A 16354-nucleotide genomic window follows, 5' to 3' on the forward strand; every position below is an offset into this window, starting at 1 on the left:
CGTCGGGAGGAATGCGGTGGCGGACAGGCTGCTCTACGAGAAGAAGGACAACATCGTCACGCTGACGCTGAACGATCCCGATGTTCGCAATGCGATCTCCGACGAGGAGATGATCAGCGCGATCGTCGAGGCCCTGCACCGCATCAACGAGGACTACGACGTGCGTTGCGCCATCCTGACCGGCGCCGGCACGGCCTTCAGCTCGGGTGGCAACGTCAAGAACATGCAGCGCCACCAAGGCATGTTCTCGGGCGGCGTCTACAATGTGCGCGTCGGCTATCAGCGCGGCATCCAGCGCATCCCGACGGCGATGTACGAGCTGGAGGTGCCGATCATCGCCGCTGTCAACGGGCATGCCATCGGCGCCGGCTGCGATCTGGCCTGCATGTGCGATATCCGCATCGCGGCTCGCAGCGCGCGCTTCGCCGAGAGCTTCGTCAAGCTCGGCATCATCCCCGGCGATGGCGGCGCCTGGTTCCTGCCGCGCGCCGTGGGCATGTCGAACGCCATGCTGATGGCCTTCACGGGCGAGCAGTTCACCGGCGAGCAGGCCTACGAGATGGGGCTCGCCTCGAAGGTTGTCGACGACGACAAGCTGATGGACGAGGCGATGGCGTTGGCCAGACGCATCGCCGTCAATCCCGCCTATGGCCTGCGCATGGCCAAGCGCCTGCTGCGCGAGGGCGAGCGCACCGGGCTGCACACGCTGCTCGACATGTCGGCCTCGATGCAGGCCATCGCGCATCAGAGCGAGGACCACAAGGAGGCGGTCGACGCCTTCGTCGAGAAGCGCAAGCCCGTGTTCAGGAACAAGTAGGGCGACGATGGCGCGCGGCCGCATCCCGCCCTTCGTGCCGGGCATCGAGGAAGATGACCACGAGGCGATCCTCGCCGCCAACCGCGCCTTCTATGCCGCCTTCAGCCGCCGTGACTTCGAGGCCCTGGCCGGGATGTGGGCGACCACGGCGCCGGTGGCCTGCGTGCATCCCGGCCAGCCGGCCCTGCTCGATCGCGAAAGCGTTCTGCGGTCCTGGCGGGCGATCCTGCGCAATCCCAACGCGCCCAAGGCCGGCGTCTCCGACGAGTTCGTCATCGTGCGCCATGGCCTGGCCATCGTGATCTGCCGCGAGATCCTGCCGGCCGGCCAGCTTATCGCCACGAATGGCTTCGTCCGCGAGGGCGAAGTCTGGAAGATGGTGCATCATCACGCGGCACCGGCGCCGCCGGCGCAGACGTCGCCACCAGCCGAGCGGCGCGACCGCCGCCAGCTGCATTGAGGCATGTCGATGCGCGGTCTCCTGCCGCTGATGCTGCTCTGCCTGTCCTGCACGATGCCGACGGTGTCGGCGCAGTCGCTGTATGAAAATGCCTACCAGCGTTGCCTGCGAACGCCGGACTTCGATCCCGAGTCGGCCAAGCTGTGCTCCCTCGTCATCGATGACCCGCGAACCTCGCCGATCGATCGCGCGATGGCGCTCAACAACCGCTCGGCAATGACCAGAGACGAAGATCAGGCGATGCGCGATCTGAACGAGGCAATTCGCCTGGCGCCCAAGCTGGCGAAGCTTTTCAACAATCGCGGGGTGCGCAACAGCTATCCCGACCCGTCGAATGCCATCTCCGACTACACCGAGGCGCTTCGCCTCGACCCCGCCTATGCCGTGGCATGGAACAATCGGGGCGAGGCGTACCTGGAGATGAAGCGGTACGACGACGCGATTCGCGATTTCAGCGAGGCCATCCGCCTCGCACCGCGCTACGTGCACCCCATGTACAACCCATATGAGTTTCGGGCGCGGGCGAAGGAGGCAAAGGGCGACGACAAGGGGGCCGACGCCGATCGCGCGCTGTACCTTCCAATCATGGAGCGCGCGAGCCAGGGCGACACGGATACTCGCGGTCCCAACGCCAGCGGCTTGCGCGCCTGGGAGCCGTTCATCACGAAGTAGGTCTCAGCGCCTTCTCCGCCAGCGGGCCGTCACGGCGGATGATGCCCTTCAGCCTGGCATAGGGGATCGCGACCAGCCGCGCACCGTTCGGGCCGGATCCCTCCTCGTAGGATCGGAAGACGATCTCCACACCCTCCCGCGCGAAGATCGACCAGCATGCCGGCGCTGACATTGGTCGGCCGCAAGCCATCGTGCTGGAGGTAGATGCTGGACAGCACAGCGACCAGGCCCGGGGCGGGAAAGCGCAGATCGTGGCGGATCTCCGTCAGCCACGGGCCGGGGAAGTCGTCGCCCGGCCGGGGAAACGGATCGACCTGGATGCGTTCGCGGGCGGCCTTCTCGATCTGCTGGTTCAGCACACCGCTGTCAACGCCAGGCAGATCGAATTGCGGATAGCTGACGAACAGCCGATAGGCGCTGCGCACCGCCAGGCCGAATTTCAGCATCAGATGCTCGGAGATGAACGGATAGGCGGCGCCCGACGGCATCGCCAGCAGCCGTCCGGTGCGCGCCGACATGCGCTCCGTCAGGCAGGCTGCGATCTGGGTGTCGACGCGGCTCGTCGTGTAGCGGCGGACCGATTCGACGCAGCGCGAGTGGTTGTTGCGCGCCCAGCGCTCCTGATCGGCGATCAGATACTCGCGCGCCGCACCGGCGAGCGAATGCAGCAGGCCTTAATAGGCGACGCCGACGGCGGCACGCGCCGTCATCAGGTCGGCGCCGCGGCAGGTCGCGCGATCGATTTCGGAAGCCGGTCGCCGGCAATCGAGCGCCTGCGCGCCCGCCGACGTGACGACCGACAGAACGATCAAGGCGACAGCCGCAATCACCGCTTCCAGGCGACAAGTCGACGTACTGCCTCCTCCATCTCCGCGGTCGAGCCGGCGAAGGAAATCCGCAACGTTCCGCGGCCCCGCTGCGGATCGAAATCGACACCCGGCGTCGTCGCGACTCCGGCCTCACGCAGCATGCGGCGGCAGAAATCGACACTGTCGTTTGTCAGGTGCGAGATATCGGCATAGGTGTAGAAGGCACCCGTCGCGACCGTCAAGCGATCGAACCCCGCCTTCGGCAAACCGGCCATCAACAGATCGCGATTGGCGCGATAGCGCCGCACGTGGCCTTCGAGCTCGTCAGTGCACTCGAACGCGCCCAGCGCGGCGTGCTGCGAGATGGTCGGCGTCGAGATCATCAGATTCTGCGCCAGACGCTCGATCGGCCGCACCAGCGCCTGCGGCACCACCAGCCAGCCGACGCGCCAGCCGGTCATCGAGAAGTACTTGGAGAAGCTGTTGACGACGATGGCGTCGTCGCCGATCTCCAGCGCCGTGGTCGCGCGCTCGCCGTAGGTCAGGCCGTGATAAATCTCGTCAGAGATCAGGGTCAGGCCGTGCGCGCGGCAATGACCATAAAGCGCTGCCAGCTCGGCTCGCGTCACCATCGTGCCGGTCGGGTTCGACGGGCTGGCGACGATCAGGCCGTCGAGCGCGCCGGCCTTCTCGAGCTGCGCCACGGTCGGCTGATAGCGCTCGACCGCCGTGGTCACGAGATCGACTGGCGCCAGCCCCAGCGCCGAGAGGATGTTGCGGTAGGGCGGATAGCCCGGCGCCGCCATCGCCACCCGCGCGCCGGCATCGAAGGCGCCGAGGAAGGCCAGCAGGAAGCCATTCGACGAGCCCGTGGTGACGATCACCCGCTCGGCCGGCACCGCGATGCCGTAGCGCTCGTGGTAGTGCCGGGCGATGCGCTCGCGCAGCTTCGGGATGCCCAGCGCATCGACATAGCCCAGCCGGTCACGCGACAGCGCCTCGCGCGCGGCGTCCAGGGCGCCGACCGGCGCCGGCGTGCTGGGCTGGCCGACCTCGAGATGGATCACGCTCTCGTTGCGCGCCTCCTTCTCGGCCGCCTCCCGCATCACGTCCATGACGATGAACGGCGGCACGGCATCGGCGCGGCGCGACACGCTCATCGGGGCCGACGGCTCATCTGTCGGCGATCAGCGCCAGGCCGTGGCCGCGCGGATCAGCCAGCGCCTGGCAGGTGCGACGATCGAACTTCAGCCCACGCGAACAGGTGAAGATGCTGAGCACGCCGCCACTCGTGCCGCCGACGGCGTCGGCCAGCCGGCCATGGGTCGAGAGCACCGTACGCGCCGCCGCCCCCAGCGCCGCCGGCGCGCCGGGACCGCCCGATGCGGCGCCGGCGAGCAGGAACTCGCCGTTGTTGACGTTGCTGACAAGCATCGGCGTCGTCTGCGCCATGCCGTTGCCCGAGGGCGCGCCCAACATGATGCCGGTGCCGGGCGCGACGCGACGCGCGCCGAAGAGCTGGTTCATGGTAAAGACACAGCTGACCGCGTTGGCGTCGCGATCGACAGCGACGAAGCCGGCCTCGCCGCCCTCGAAGGTGCCGCCGCCGCTGCCGCCACTCTGGAACGCCGATGCCGCGGACTGGCCGCCGTCGAACGGCGCCGGCGCGAAGAACGCGGTGTGATCGCCAAAGCGCACCTGCAGCGGCGGCACGACACGCGGGACAGCCGCGCGCAGATGCGCCAGCGTCAGGTTGCCACCGGCCTGCTGCACCGCGCCGCTGAGCTGGCGCGCCAGCGGGCCCTGGTACAGGTCGCCGCCGCCGCGCGCCTTGATGATGCCGAGCGTGGCGCCGAGGTCGCCCTGGTGGAACACGTCGCCCTCGGTCACGGCGACCCCGCCGCCCTTATCGTAGATGCGCCGCGCCTCCGGATCCGCCCCGATCAGACGCGCGCCGGCCTGCAGGTCGCGCGACAGGGCACGCGATACCGGCGCGCCGAAACGTGCCACGCGCTCGCCGCCGGCGACCAGCAATTCCCAGCGCGAGCGGCCGTGGCGCGCGTGCAGCAGCGCCATGCCCCTCGCGGCCATCGGGACGGCGATGTCGTAGCCGCGCGCCGAGCCGCTGACCGGCACCGGCGGAAAGACGATCGACTCGACCGACCGCCGGCTCGCGTTGTGAACCAGGCAAACTCCGCCGGCGCCCAGGCTGGCGGCCGACGGCAGGGTGGCCGCCATGGTGAAGTACATGGCCACGGCGGCGTCCGCGGCGCTGCCGCCGCTGGTCAGCACGTCCCGGCCGGCGTCGGCCGCGCGCGGCTCGTCCGCCACAACTGCGCCAAAAAACCCCTCGATAAATCCCACGTCGCCGCGTACCGGCTTGTCGCCGGAGCAGCCGCCCAGCAGCGCGGCGAGCGCCGCCGCCGCGAGAATGGTATGGTTGGCCTTGGCGAGGGGGGATGGTCCGTCGATGGTTCCGAAGCGCATCGTTTCCTGCATCGCCCTTTTGCTGACACTTCTGGGGGCGACCGCCAGCGCGTCCGCCCAGCGGCTGGTTTTAGTCCGCGACGCCGAAATAGAAAACACGATTCGCATCTTCGCGGCGCCGATCTTCCGCGCCGCCGGGCTCGATCCCGGCGCGATCGAGGTCCATCTCGTGCAGGACGCCTCTCTCAACGCCTTCGTCGCCGGCGGCCAGCGCATCTTCCTGCACACCGGCCTGATCATGCGCACCGAGAACGCCGGCCAGCTGATCGGCGTGATCGCGCACGAAACCGGCCACATCAAGGGCGCGCATCTCGCCAAGCTGCAGGACGCGATCCGCAACGCCACCGCCGAGGCGATCATCGAGCAGATCCTGGCGGGCGCGGCGGTCGTCGCCGGCTCGCAGGTCGGCCGCGACAGCCAGGGCTACCCGCGCGATCCGCGCGTGCTGGGCGGTGGCAGCAGCACGGCGCTGCGCAGCTTCCTGAGCTACACCCGCTCGCAGGAGCAGCAGGCCGACCAGGCGGCGGTGGGCTTCCTCGAGCGCGCCGGCATCTCGCCCAGGGGCATGCTCGAGTTCATGAAGATCCTGCAGGTGCAGGAGCGCATCTATGTCGGCGTGCGCAGCACCGGCTACATGCGCACCCATCCGATGACCGGCGAACGCATCGATTTCCTCGAGGAGCAGGTGGCGCGCTCGCGCGCCGTCAACGCCGCGGAGCCGGCGCAGTTCAGGGAGCTGCATGCGCGGATGGTGGCCAAGACGCTGGGCTATTTCGAGCCGCAGCGCGCGCTGTCGAAGTATCCCGATTCCGATCGCAGCATCGCGGCGCGCTACGGCCGCGCCATGGCGCTGTGGCGCAGCGGCCAGGTCGGCGCCTCGATGTCGATCCTCGATTCGCTGATCCGCGAGCATCCGCGCGATCCCTATATTCACGAGCTGAAGGGCGACATCCTGCGCGACTCGCAGCGGCCGGCCGAGGCGGTGAGCTCCTACGAGCGGGCCGTTGCGCTGCTGCCCTCGTCCATCGCGCTGCGCTATCAGCTCGCCCAGGCGCAGGTGAACGCCGGGCGCTTCGCGCCGGCCGTCCGCAACCTCGACCAGGTGGTGATCGTCGAGACGCGCAATCTCGGCGCCTGGGACCTGATGGCGAGAGCCCAGGCGGGACTGGGCAACCAGGGCATGACCGACCTTGCCACCGCCGAGGTATTCCTGCTGAGGGGCGACCGCCAGGCAGCGATCTACAAGGCCACGGCGGCCGAACGCGCCCTGCCGCGCGGCTCGCCGGGCTGGCAGCGCGCCATGGATATCAAGGGCTTCATCGAATCCGGGCGGCCCAGGCGTTGAGCCGCCTCAAGATCGCCATGAGTTGATGCGCCTGATCCGGGCGCTCTGTGGTAAGTCACGCCGGCCGGTCGCCCTTGAGGCTGGCCGCAGGAGATACTGATGCGCTGGTTAGTCCGCCTGGTTGCCATTCTCGCCGCGCTTGCCTTGGCGCCGCTCGCCCAGGCCCAGTCCGGATCGGACAGGGCGGCGATCGAGAAGATCATCAAGGAATACCTGATCAAGAACCCCGAGGTGCTGGTCGAGGCGCTGCAGGAGTACGAGCGCCGCCAGGGCATCGAGAAGGAGGAACGCGCCAAGGCGGCGCTGGTCAGGTTCAGGGACGAGCTGGCCAACGACGCGCTCACCCCGGTGGGCGGCAATCCAAAGGGCGACGTCACCATCGTCGAGTTCTTCGACTACAATTGCGGCTACTGCCGGCGCGCCCATCCCACGCTAAAATCGGTGGTCGCCGGCGACGGCAGGATTCGAATCGTCCACAAGCAGTTCCCGATCCTGTCGGAGGACTCGAAGATCGCCGCGCGCATGGCGCTGGCCGCCCATAAGCAGGGCAAGTATTTCGAGGTGCACAACGCGCTGATGGAAGCCCGCGGCCAGATCTCGGCCGAGCGCATGGCGCAGGTCATCGCCGATCTGAAGCTCGACGCGCAGCGCCTGACCAAGGACATGGACGACCCGGCGATCACCCAGCATATCGACAAGGCCGCCCAGCTCGCCCGGGCGCTGGGCGTCAACGGCACGCCGGCGTTCATCATCGGCACCCAGCTGATCCCCGGCGCCGTCGACGCCGACACCATGAAGGCCGCCGTCGCCAAGGCGCGCAAGGGCTGACGACCACCTGTCATCCCGGGAGCAGCGAGGGATGACAGTTATGGCTCCGCGTCGGGCTGCTTCGAGGGCTGCGCCAGGTCGAAGGCCGGCAATTTCAGGCAGGCCGCGTTGATGCGCGCGATGGTCGGGAACTTCGACATGTCGACGCCGAAGCGGCCGGCGTTGAAGACCTGCGGCACCAGGCAGAGATCGGCCATGGTCGGCGTGTCGCCGTGGCTAAACATGCCGGTCGCCGGATTGCCGGCGATCGATTTCTCGTAGGCCTCGAAGCCGACCTCGATCCAGTGCCTCGACCAGGCGAAGGCGCCGGCGTCGTCCTGCTTGTAGTGCTGCCGCACATAGCCCATCACGCGCAAATTCTGCACCGGATGGATCTCGCAGGCCGGGATCAGCGCCAGCGAGCGCACGCGGGCGCGACCGACCGGATCCCTGGGCAGCAGCGGCGGATCGGGGTGCGTCTCCTCGAGGTATTCGAGGATCGCCAATGACTGGGTGAGGATCTCGCCCGAATCGAGCTTCAGTGCCGGCAGCAGCTTCTGCGGATTGAGCGCGGCGAAATCGTCACTGAGATGCTCACCCTTGCGCAGATGCTTCGACGCGTGCTCGACCACGATGCTCTTGAGGTTGAGCGCGATGCGCACCCGATAGGCGGCGGACGACCGAAAGTAACCGTAGAGCTTCATGCCGGTCCTCCGTAGCGCACCACCTTCTGGTCGATGGCGCCGAAGATGGACCGCCCCTGTGCGTCGAGCATCTCGATCCGGATGCGATCGCCGAACTTCATGAACGGCGTGACGGGCTTGCCGCCGTCGATCGTCTCGCGCACGCGCCGCTCGGCGATGCACGAGCAGCCGACCGAGGCGTCGCGATTGGCCACCGTGCCCGAGCCGATCACGCTGCCGGCCTCGAGGTGCCGGGTCTTCGCCGCATGCGCGATCAGCTGGCCGAAATCGAAGGTCAGGTCGGTCGCCGCGTCGGGCCTGCCGAAGAGCTCGCCGTTGTAGGTCGACAGCATCGGCAGGCTGAGCTTCGCGCCGTCCCAGGCGGGGCCCAGCTCGTCCGGCGTCACCGCGGCCGGCGCGAAGGCGGTGGCCGGCTTGCCGTGGAAGAAGCCGAAGCCCTTGTTGAGCTCGCCCGGGATCAGGTTGCGCAGCGACACGTCGTTGAGAATGGTCACCAGCTTGATGTGCCGGCGCGCGTCCTGCGGCGTGACGCCCATCGGCACGTCGTCGACGATCACGCCGATCTCGCTCTCGAAATCGATGCCCCAGGCCTCGTCGCCGGCCACGATGTCGTCGCGCGGGCCGATGAAGCCGTCGGAGCCGCCCTGGTACATCAGCGGATCGGTCCAGAAGCTGGGCGGCATCTCGACGCCACGCGCCTTGCGCACCAGCTCGACATGCACGACGTAGGCCGAGCCGTCGGCCCATTGATAGGCGCGCGGCAACGGCGCGGCGGCCATCGCCGGATCGAAGGCGAAGCTGCCCTCGACCTTGTTGCTCTCGAGATCGGCGGCGAGCTGGCGCAACAGCTTCTCCGTGTGCGCCCAATCGTCCAGTGCGCGCTGCAACGTCGGCGCGATATCGCTCGCCCGCACGGCGCGCGACAGGTCGCGGCTGACCACGACCAGCGTGCCGTCGCGGCCGCCTTCCTTCAGTGAGCCCAGTTTCATGGCGTGAGTTCCATCGTTTGTGTCGTCCCGAGCGCAGCGAGGGATCTGGGATGGCCCTGGATCCCTCGCTGCGCTCGGGATGACGGAGTGATTATTCAGCGGCCTGCTTGGTCTCGGGCGGCCGCCATGAGTGCACGTAGCCGTCCCACTCGACGCCCGCCGGCATCGCGGCGATGTCGAGCGCGTCGCGGGTGTCGAGCATGACCGCGACCTCGTCGGTCTCGGTCCTGCCGCCCTTGGTCGCGGCGTTGAACGCCTTGGGATGCGGGCCGTGGGTGAAGCCGCTGGGATGCACCGTCATCATCCCGGGATGGATGTTGTCGCGGCTGAAGAAGCTGCCCTTGTGATAGAACAGCACCTCGTCGAAATCGTCGTTGTTGTGGAAGAACGGCAGGCGCAGCGCCTCGGGGTCGCTTTCCAACGGCCGCGGCACGAAGGTGCAGACGACGAAGCGGCCGCTGAGGAACGTGGTGTGCACCGAAGGCGGCAGGTGCGCGCGATGGCTCATGATCGGCCTGATGTCGCGCCAGTTGACGCGCACGACGGAGAGATCGCCGTGCCAGCCGGTCGCGTCGAGCGGGTTGAACGGATAGGTGATGGTCGAGAGCTGATCGCGCCGCTTGACCACGACGCGCCAGCGCTTCTCGCCCTGCTGCGCCTTGAAGGCGTCGTCGAGAGAAGGCGTGTCGAGGATCGCCGGATCGAAGATGGCATGGCGGCCGGCGATGCCCTTGTCGGGCAGGGTGAAGTGGTCGTTGGTCGCCTCGATCATCACCACCATGGTCGAGGCCGACGGCTCCAGGCGCCACATCGTGCCCCTCGGGATCATGATGTAGTCGCCGTCGCGGTACTCCATGTGGCCGTAGTCGCAGAACAGATGCCCGGCGCCCTCGTGAATGAACAGCAGGTCATCGCCGTCGCTGTTGCGCGCCAGATCGGGCTGCGCCGACTCCAGCCGCCAGATGCGCATGTGCACGGCCTTGTTCTTCAGCACGTCCTGCGCCGCCCAGGGGCTGCCCTCGGCCTTCACCAGCTTGTTGAGGTCGAAGGCACGCGGACGAATCGGGCCTTCGAAGTCGATCCAGTCGGTGGGCTTGTGCGGGTGATGGAACTGCGCCGAGGGGCCGAAGAAGCCCTCCTTGCTGATCTCGCGCTCGTAGGTGCCCTGAGGCAGCCGCACATGCGCCTGGCGCGAGGCCACGCCCTCGACGCGCGACAGGGGAATCCAGTTCCTGGCCATCGTGTCCTCCTACGTTGCTTGTCATCCCGAGCGCAGCGAGGGATCTAGGAAAGCTGCCTGGATTGCTCGCTGCGCTCGGAATGACAGGGAGATCTACGCCTTCAAGACGCCGCGCCTGATCTGGTCGAGCTCGATCGACTCGAAGAGCGCGCGGAAATTGCCCTCACCGAAGCCTTCGTCGCCCTTGCGCTGGATGATCTCGAAGAAGATCGGCCCAATCACCGTGTTGGTGAAGATCTGCAGCAGGCGCCCGCCGCCCTCGGTCGGCGCGCCATCGATCAGGATGCGGTTGCGCTTCAGCCGCGCGAGGTCCTCGCCATGGCCCGGCAGACGCCGATCGATGCCCTCATAGTAGGTCTCGACCGTGTCCTGGAACGGCGTGCCCATGCCGCGCAGCGCCTCGACGGTGGCGTAGATGTCGTCGGTGCCCAGCGCCACGTGCTGAATGCCCTCGCCGTGATAGGCGTTGAGATACTCGGCGATCTGCGACTTGTCGTCCGAGCTCTCGTTGATCGGGATGCGGATCTTGCCGCATGGGCTGGTCATCGCCTTGGACTTCAGCCCGGTGAGCTTGCCTTCGATGTCGAAGTACTTGATCTCGCGGAAATTGAAGAGGCGTTCGTAGAACTCCGCCCACTCCGCCATGCGGCCGCGATGCACGTTGTGCGTCAGGTGGTCGATATAGGTGAGGCCCACGCCGCGCGGCTGGGGATCGACGCCGGGCAGATACTCGAAGTCGACGTCGTAGATCGTACCCTTCGTTCCGTACCGGTCGACCAGGTAGATCAGGCTGTCGCCGATGCCCTTGATCGAGGGAATATTGAGCTCCATCGGCCCGACGCGGCCCTCGACGCCCCAGGCGCCCAGCGACAGCGCGCGCTTGTAGGCCTGCGCCGCGTTCTTCACCCGAAACGCGATGGCGCAGATGCTGGGGCCGTGCACGCGCGCGAAGCCCTGCGCGAAGCTCGCCGGCTCGGCGTTGACGATGAAGTTCACGTCGCCCTGGCGATAGAGCGCGACGTCCTTCGCGCGGTGCCTGGCCACCGCGGTGAAGCCCATCGACTCGAACAGCCGGCCGAGCTCGGCGGGATCGGGTGCGGTGTACTCGATGAATTCGAAGCCGTCGGTGCCCATCGGGTTCACCGTGTCGATTTCGGGCTGGGTGCTCGCCATGGGAGACCTCCATTGACGGGTCAGGCCAATTGGTTTCAAATGAAACTAATACCGACCGCCGGCGCTGGCAACCCCTGAAGCGACGAAGACCATCCACATGTCCGACCGACCCGGCCTGCGGCTCGAGCGCTTCCTGCCCTACCGGCTGTCGATCCTCAGCCAGACCACCAGCGCCGATCTGCATCGCCGCTACTTCGGCCCCTCCCACCTCACCGTCCCGCAGTGGCGGGTGATCGCCGCATTGGGCCGCTTCGCGCCGCTTTCCGCCTCCGATATCTGCCAACGCACGGTGATGGACAAGGTCACGGTCAGCCGTGCCGTGGCCGGGCTGCGCCGTCGCCGCCTGATCGAGCAGGCCACCGACGGCACGGACCGCCGCCGCTCCCTGCTTCGGCTCACCCAGCCCGGCCGGGCGATGCACGACCTGATTGTGCCGCTGGCCCTGGGCTACGAGGCCGAGCTGCTGTCCCAGCTTTCGCCGGCCGAACGCAAGGCGCTGGACGGCCTGCTGGACCGGCTGCTGGAGGCCGCCCGTGTGCTGGCAGCCCGTCCAGCCCCCTAGATATATGGTGTCAGGGGATATATAAGGCCATCGCTTGCGTCCGAAAGCGCCACAAAAACAAAGAGATCGACCTTGTCACCCGTGCTGGTCCTCAACGGCCCCAACCTCAACATGCTGGGCAAGCGCCAGCCCGAGATCTATGGCCGCGAGACTCTGGCCGATATCGAAGCCGCCTGCCGCGCCGAGGCCAAGGGCCTCGACCTGGCCCTGGATTTCTTCCAGAGCAACCACGAAGGCGCACTGGTCGACCGCATCCAGCAGGCGCGCGAGGCCAACAGCGGCATCGTCATCAACGCCGGGGCCTACACCCATACCTCGGTGGCCCTGCTCGACGCCCTGAACGCAGCCGAAAAGCCCGTGATCGAGGTCCATCTCTCGAATATCTACAAGCGGGAAGAGTTCCGGCATCATTCCTATATCAGCCCGGTGGCCGTGGGCGTGATCTGCGGCTTCGGCAGCCAGGGCTATCTCCTGGCGCTGCGGGCGATGGCCCGCCTCGTCTCCCGCTGACCTCTCACCAACGGACGGACCATGTCGAGACCCGATGAAGACCTCGCGCTGATCCGCAAGCTGGCCGAGCTGCTCAACGACAGCGGGCTGGGCGAGATCGAGTACGAAACCAACGGCCGCCGCGTACGTCTGGCCAAGCAGCCGCCCGCGACCACCAGCGCGCCGATCTTCGTCGGCGGCGGCATGCCGGCCATGGCCTCGGCCCCGGTCGCGGCGGCGAGCGCCGCGCCCTCCTCCGCCGCGAGCGTGGTCGACGACGCCAGCAATCCCGGCGCGGTGAAGTCGCCGATGGTCGGCACCGCCTACCTCTCGCCCGAGCCGGGCAAGCCGGCCTTCGTCAACATCGGCGACAAGGTCGCGGCCGGACAGACCCTGCTGATCATCGAGGCGATGAAGACCTTCAACCCGATCAAGGCGCCCAAGGCGGGCACCGTGTCGAAGATCATCATCGGCAACGCCCAGCCGGTGGAATTCGGCCAGGTGCTGCTGATCGTGGACTGAGAACGATGTTCGAGAAGGTCCTCATCGCCAACCGCGGCGAGATCGCGCTGCGGGTCCATCGCGCCTGCAAGGAGATGGGCATCGAGACGGTGGCGATCCACTCGACCGCCGACTCCGATGCCATGCACGTGCGCCTGGCCGACGAATCGGTCTGCATCGGCCCGCCGCCGGCGCGCGAGAGCTATCTCAACATCCCCGCCATCCTGTCGGCCGCGACCATTGCCGGCGTCGACGCCATCCACCCCGGCTACGGCTTCCTGAGCGAGAACGCGCGCTTCGCCGAGCTGGTCGAGGAGCACGGCTTCACCTTCATCGGCCCGACGCCCGAGCACATCCGCATGATGGGCGACAAGATCGTCGCCAAGCAGACGGCCGAGAAGCTCGGCCTGCCGCTGGTGCCCGGCTCGCCCGGCCCGGTCGACTCGCTCGACGAGGTCAGGGCGCTGGGCGCCAGGATCGGCTACCCGGTGCTGGTCAAAGCGGTGGCCGGCGGCGGCGGGCGCGGCATGAAGGTGATCGACAGCGCCGAAGCGGCCGAGGAAGCCTTCACGCTCGCGCGCCAGGAAGCCACCGCGGCCTTCGGCAACGGCTCGGTCTATGTCGAGAAGTATCTCGGCAAGCCGCGCCACATCGAGATCCAGATTCTCGCCGACACCCACGGCAATTGCGTGCATCTGGGCGAGCGCGACTGCTCGCTGCAGCGCCGCCACCAGAAGGTGCTGGAGGAGACGCCCTCGCCGGCGCTCAACCGCGAGACCCGCGAGCGCATCGGCAATCTGGCGTCGGCCGCCATCGGCAGGATGGGCTATCGCGGCGCCGGCACGCTGGAGTTTCTGTACCAGGACGGCGAGTTCTACTTCATCGAGATGAACACCCGCCTGCAGGTCGAGCACCCGATCACCGAGGCGATCACCGGCATCGATCTGGTGCGCGAGCAGATCCGCATCGCCGCCGGCGCGCCGTTGGGCTTCACCCAGGCCGACATCAAGTTCTCGGGCCACGCCATCGAATGCCGGGTCAACGCCGAGAACCCCGAGACCTTCGTGCCCTGCCCCGGCCTGGTCACCGACTACCATCCGCCCGGCGGCTTGGGCGTGCGCGTCGACAGCGGGCTGTACACCGGCTACCGCATGCCGCCCTACTACGACAGCCTGGTCGCCAAGCTGATCGTCTCGGGCAGCAGCCGCAACGAGTGCCTGATGCGCCTGCGCCGCGCACTGGGCGAATACGTCATCGGCGGCATCGAGACCACCATCCCGCTGCACCAGCGCATCATCGCCCAGCAGGGCTTCGTCGACGGCGAGTACGACATCCACTGGCTGGAACGACTGGTCGGCCTCAAGAAGTGAGCAATCGCAGGCGTCGTCCGCCGTTGCATATTCGGCGGCCGCGCGCGACCTTGCGTCCATGAACGATTTCACGCCGGAGCTTCTGCTGCGCGCCTATTGCGCCGGGATCTTCCCGATGGGCGAGACGCGCGGCGATCCGACGCTGTACTGGGTCGATCCCGAGAAGCGCGCCATCATCGAGCTCGACCAGTTCCATCTGCCGCGCCGGCTGGCGCGCACGGTGCGCAACGGACCGTTCGAGGTCAGCTGCGATCGCGATTTCGAGGGCGTGATGCGCGCCTGCGCGGCACCGCGGCGCTACCAGAACGAAAGCTGGATCAACCGGCCGATCATCGAGCTTTATACCGGCCTGTTCCGCCGTGGCTTCGCCCATTCCGTCGAGTGCCGCATCGACGGCGAGCTGGTCGGTGGCCTATACGGCGTGTCGATCAACGGCGCGTTCTTCGGCGAGAGCATGTTCAGCCGGGTCCGCGATGCCAGCAAGGTGGCGCTGGTGCATCTCGTGGCCCGACTGATCAAGGGCGGCTTCAGCCTGCTCGACTGCCAGTTCATGACCGAGCATCTGCGCCAGTTCGGAACGACGGAGATTCCGCGCGCCGAATACCGGGCGCGGCTGGAGCGCGCGATCGCCGCGCGCGCGCATTTCTACCTGGAGCTGGGCGGCACGGAAGCCTGCGGAATCGTCACGCAGGCCAGGACCCACACGTCGTAGACCGAGCTGTCGAGCGCCGAGAGCGCCGGCGAGGAGGCGAACATCCAGCCCGAAAAAAGCTTCTCGGCCGCCTGCGCCGGCTTGTTGTCGGTGATGGTGAGGAACGCCACCGAATCGGGCGTCGCCTCGGGCGTGTTGACCAGGCACTCGGCGGCGTCGATGCGCAGGGTGCCGAAGCGCACCATGTCGCCTACCGCGACCACGACCTCGCGGGTGCGCGTCGTGACCTTGTCGAGCGCCTGCAGCTTGACGGCGCGACGCTGCCCCTCGGGCGCGGCGGGCGAGCGTTGCAGCGGCTTGAAGTCGTCGATCGGCGGCAACGTGATCGACGGCCCGTCGCGGGACTGCGCCAGGACCGTCGTGCTCCACGCCACCGCGCACGCCATCAGGGCGGCGCGCCATCGCATCGTCATTCGTCGGGCTTGGCGGGCGGCGCGTCGGCGGCGGCCGCCTCGACGAGATCGTGGAACACCGCGCGGATCTGCGCCGGATCGCAGCCCATGAGCACGCCGTCCTCAACGGCATCGGCGATCATGGCGCGGATCTCGTCGAGGTTCTCGTTGAGCACCTTGATCTTCTCGAGGCACGACACCGGCTTGCCGTCGGGCTGCAGCCACACCGGCGCGGCCGAATTCTGGCCGCCGCTCACTGCTTGCCTCCCGGGGCGGGTGCGGGTGCGGGCGTCGGGGCCGGCGCGGGCGGCGCGCCGGCCGGTGGCGAGGAGCCGACACCGCCGAAGATCAGGCGGGCGATCAGGTCGGCGAGCAGGATCGATCCCTGGGTCTTGCTGATGCGGCTGCCGTCAGCGAGGAACTGGTTGCTGCCGCCGGGTTCGAGCAGGATCACCATGCCGCCGAGCAGCGACTCGCTGACGATGCGCGCGAAGGTGTCGGCCGGCAGCTTCACGTCGCGCCGGATCGACATGCGCACGACGGCGTTGAATTCCTTGTCCAGTTCCAGGCCGGTCACCGTGCCGACCTTGATGCCCGACAGCGTCACGTCGGAGCCGCGCTTCAGCCCGTCGGCACGATCGAAGCGCGCGACGATCTCGTAGCCGCTCGGCGTCGAGGCCTCGGTCGTCGTGAAGGCGTAGATGACGAAGATGCCGGCGACGCACAGCACGAGGGCGCCGATGATCGTCTCCACGATATTGCGTCCCAACCCAACCTCCGAACCGTTCAGTGCATGGCAGTATACAATGATGGCCGCACGAGGAC

The 16354-nt window shown here is 67.8% G+C and carries 21 protein-coding genes; 10 read left to right on the forward strand and 11 right to left on the reverse strand.

All coding sequences use genetic code 11. The annotated features are described in order from the left end of the window. The first annotated feature begins 16 nt into the window (after positions 1–16). From KF889_11415 to KF889_11425, 3 genes are read left to right on the forward strand one after another with little or no spacing between them, the layout of a single operon-like run. Positions 17–817 carry a crotonase/enoyl-CoA hydratase family protein gene (locus KF889_11415; GenBank protein MBX3500046.1) on the forward strand — a complete coding sequence of 267 codons (801 nt, stop codon included), beginning with the start codon at positions 17–19 and terminating at the stop codon, positions 815–817. 7 nt (positions 818–824) lie between these two features. Continuing rightward, positions 825–1277, forward strand: coding sequence for a nuclear transport factor 2 family protein (locus KF889_11420; protein ID MBX3500047.1), 453 nt, complete (start codon positions 825–827; stop codon positions 1275–1277). A 9-nt stretch (positions 1278–1286) separates the two neighbouring features. Then, positions 1287–1949 (forward strand): tetratricopeptide repeat protein, encoded by a 663-nt coding sequence (locus tag KF889_11425; GenBank protein ID MBX3500048.1) that lies wholly within the window; start codon positions 1287–1289, stop codon positions 1947–1949. A 29-nt stretch (positions 1950–1978) separates the two neighbouring features. Here KF889_11425 and KF889_11430 read toward each other — a convergent pair whose 3' ends face one another. The 4 genes from KF889_11430 to KF889_11445 form a co-directional block, all read right to left on the reverse strand. Continuing rightward, the gene (locus KF889_11430) at positions 1979–2467 is read right to left on the reverse strand and encodes a hypothetical protein (protein MBX3500049.1); all 489 of its coding nucleotides are present in this window, start codon (positions 2465–2467) and stop codon (positions 1979–1981) included. Between the two features lie 156 nt (positions 2468–2623). Then, positions 2624–2761 carry a hypothetical protein gene (locus KF889_11435; protein MBX3500050.1) on the reverse strand — a complete coding sequence of 46 codons (138 nt, stop codon included), beginning with the start codon at positions 2759–2761 and terminating at the stop codon, positions 2624–2626. A 14-nt stretch (positions 2762–2775) separates the two neighbouring features. Continuing rightward, complete coding sequence (locus KF889_11440; GenBank protein MBX3500051.1) at positions 2776–3918, reverse strand: pyridoxal phosphate-dependent aminotransferase; 1143 nt, start codon at positions 3916–3918, stop codon at positions 2776–2778. Positions 3919–3931: 13 nt separating this feature from the next. Further along, on the reverse strand, positions 3932–5245 hold the full coding sequence (locus KF889_11445) for a gamma-glutamyltransferase (protein ID MBX3500052.1): 1314 nt from the start codon (positions 5243–5245) through the stop codon (positions 3932–3934). Between KF889_11445 and KF889_11450 the strand changes: the two genes are divergently transcribed. Continuing rightward, positions 5229–6590, forward strand: a complete 1362-nt coding sequence (locus KF889_11450; protein ID MBX3500053.1) for a M48 family metalloprotease — start codon at positions 5229–5231, stop codon at positions 6588–6590. The two genes, KF889_11445 and KF889_11450, sit on opposite strands and share 17 nt — an antisense overlap. Before the next feature lie 99 nt (positions 6591–6689). Continuing rightward, the gene (locus KF889_11455; GenBank protein ID MBX3500054.1) at positions 6690–7418 is read left to right on the forward strand and encodes a thioredoxin domain-containing protein; all 729 of its coding nucleotides are present in this window, start codon (positions 6690–6692) and stop codon (positions 7416–7418) included. Between the two features lie 38 nt (positions 7419–7456). Here the strand turns inward: KF889_11455 and maiA are convergent, their stop codons facing one another. From maiA to hppD, 4 genes are all read right to left on the reverse strand, one after another. After that, positions 7457–8101: a maleylacetoacetate isomerase gene (gene maiA, locus KF889_11460; GenBank protein MBX3500055.1), complete on the reverse strand. Its 645-nt coding sequence runs from the start codon at positions 8099–8101 to the stop codon at positions 7457–7459. After that, positions 8098–9090, reverse strand: coding sequence for a fumarylacetoacetate hydrolase family protein (locus tag KF889_11465; protein ID MBX3500056.1), 993 nt, complete (start codon positions 9088–9090; stop codon positions 8098–8100). Before KF889_11465 ends, maiA begins: the two co-directional genes overlap by 4 nt. A gap of 91 nt (positions 9091–9181) precedes the next feature. After that, positions 9182–10330 carry a homogentisate 1,2-dioxygenase gene (locus KF889_11470; GenBank protein MBX3500057.1) on the reverse strand — a complete coding sequence of 383 codons (1149 nt, stop codon included), beginning with the start codon at positions 10328–10330 and terminating at the stop codon, positions 9182–9184. 93 nt (positions 10331–10423) lie between these two features. Further along, on the reverse strand, positions 10424–11464 hold the full coding sequence (gene hppD / locus KF889_11475) for a 4-hydroxyphenylpyruvate dioxygenase (protein MBX3500058.1): 1041 nt from the start codon (positions 11462–11464) through the stop codon (positions 10424–10426). A 136-nt stretch (positions 11465–11600) separates the two neighbouring features. Here hppD and KF889_11480 point away from each other — a divergent pair, with 136 nt between their 5' ends. The 5 genes from KF889_11480 to aat all read left to right on the forward strand — a co-directional run bounded on the left by KF889_11480 (position 11601) and on the right by aat (position 15137). Beyond that, entirely contained in the window at positions 11601–12065 is a 465-nt protein-coding gene (locus KF889_11480; GenBank protein ID MBX3500059.1) for a MarR family transcriptional regulator, read from the forward strand. 72 nt (positions 12066–12137) lie between these two features. Beyond that, positions 12138–12575: a type II 3-dehydroquinate dehydratase gene (gene aroQ, locus KF889_11485; GenBank protein MBX3500060.1), complete on the forward strand. Its 438-nt coding sequence runs from the start codon at positions 12138–12140 to the stop codon at positions 12573–12575. Between the two features lie 21 nt (positions 12576–12596). Continuing rightward, positions 12597–13076, forward strand: coding sequence for an acetyl-CoA carboxylase biotin carboxyl carrier protein (gene accB / locus KF889_11490; GenBank protein MBX3500061.1), 480 nt, complete (start codon positions 12597–12599; stop codon positions 13074–13076). Positions 13077–13081: 5 nt separating this feature from the next. Next, entirely contained in the window at positions 13082–14425 is a 1344-nt protein-coding gene (accC, locus tag KF889_11495) for an acetyl-CoA carboxylase biotin carboxylase subunit (protein MBX3500062.1), read from the forward strand. Between the two features lie 58 nt (positions 14426–14483). Beyond that, on the forward strand, positions 14484–15137 hold the full coding sequence (gene aat, locus KF889_11500) for a leucyl/phenylalanyl-tRNA--protein transferase (protein ID MBX3500063.1): 654 nt from the start codon (positions 14484–14486) through the stop codon (positions 15135–15137). On the opposite strand, the gene KF889_11505 is transcribed toward aat, so the two are convergent. The 3 genes from KF889_11505 to KF889_11515 are packed head-to-tail and all read right to left on the reverse strand — an operon-like array spanning position 15071 to position 16298. Next, entirely contained in the window at positions 15071–15523 is a 453-nt protein-coding gene (locus KF889_11505; GenBank protein ID MBX3500064.1) for a DUF2155 domain-containing protein, read from the reverse strand. The genes aat and KF889_11505 overlap by 67 nt on opposite strands. 23 nt (positions 15524–15546) lie before the next feature. Then, positions 15547–15786: a hypothetical protein gene (locus KF889_11510; GenBank protein MBX3500065.1), complete on the reverse strand. Its 240-nt coding sequence runs from the start codon at positions 15784–15786 to the stop codon at positions 15547–15549. Continuing rightward, positions 15783–16298 (reverse strand): outer membrane lipid asymmetry maintenance protein MlaD, encoded by a 516-nt coding sequence (locus KF889_11515; protein MBX3500066.1) that lies wholly within the window; start codon positions 16296–16298, stop codon positions 15783–15785. Before KF889_11515 ends, KF889_11510 begins: the two co-directional genes overlap by 4 nt. Positions 16299–16354: the final 56 nt, after the last annotated feature.

This window comes from Alphaproteobacteria bacterium (genome assembly GCA_019635875.1).
Classification (GTDB): domain Bacteria; phylum Pseudomonadota; class Alphaproteobacteria; order Reyranellales; family Reyranellaceae; genus JAFAZJ01.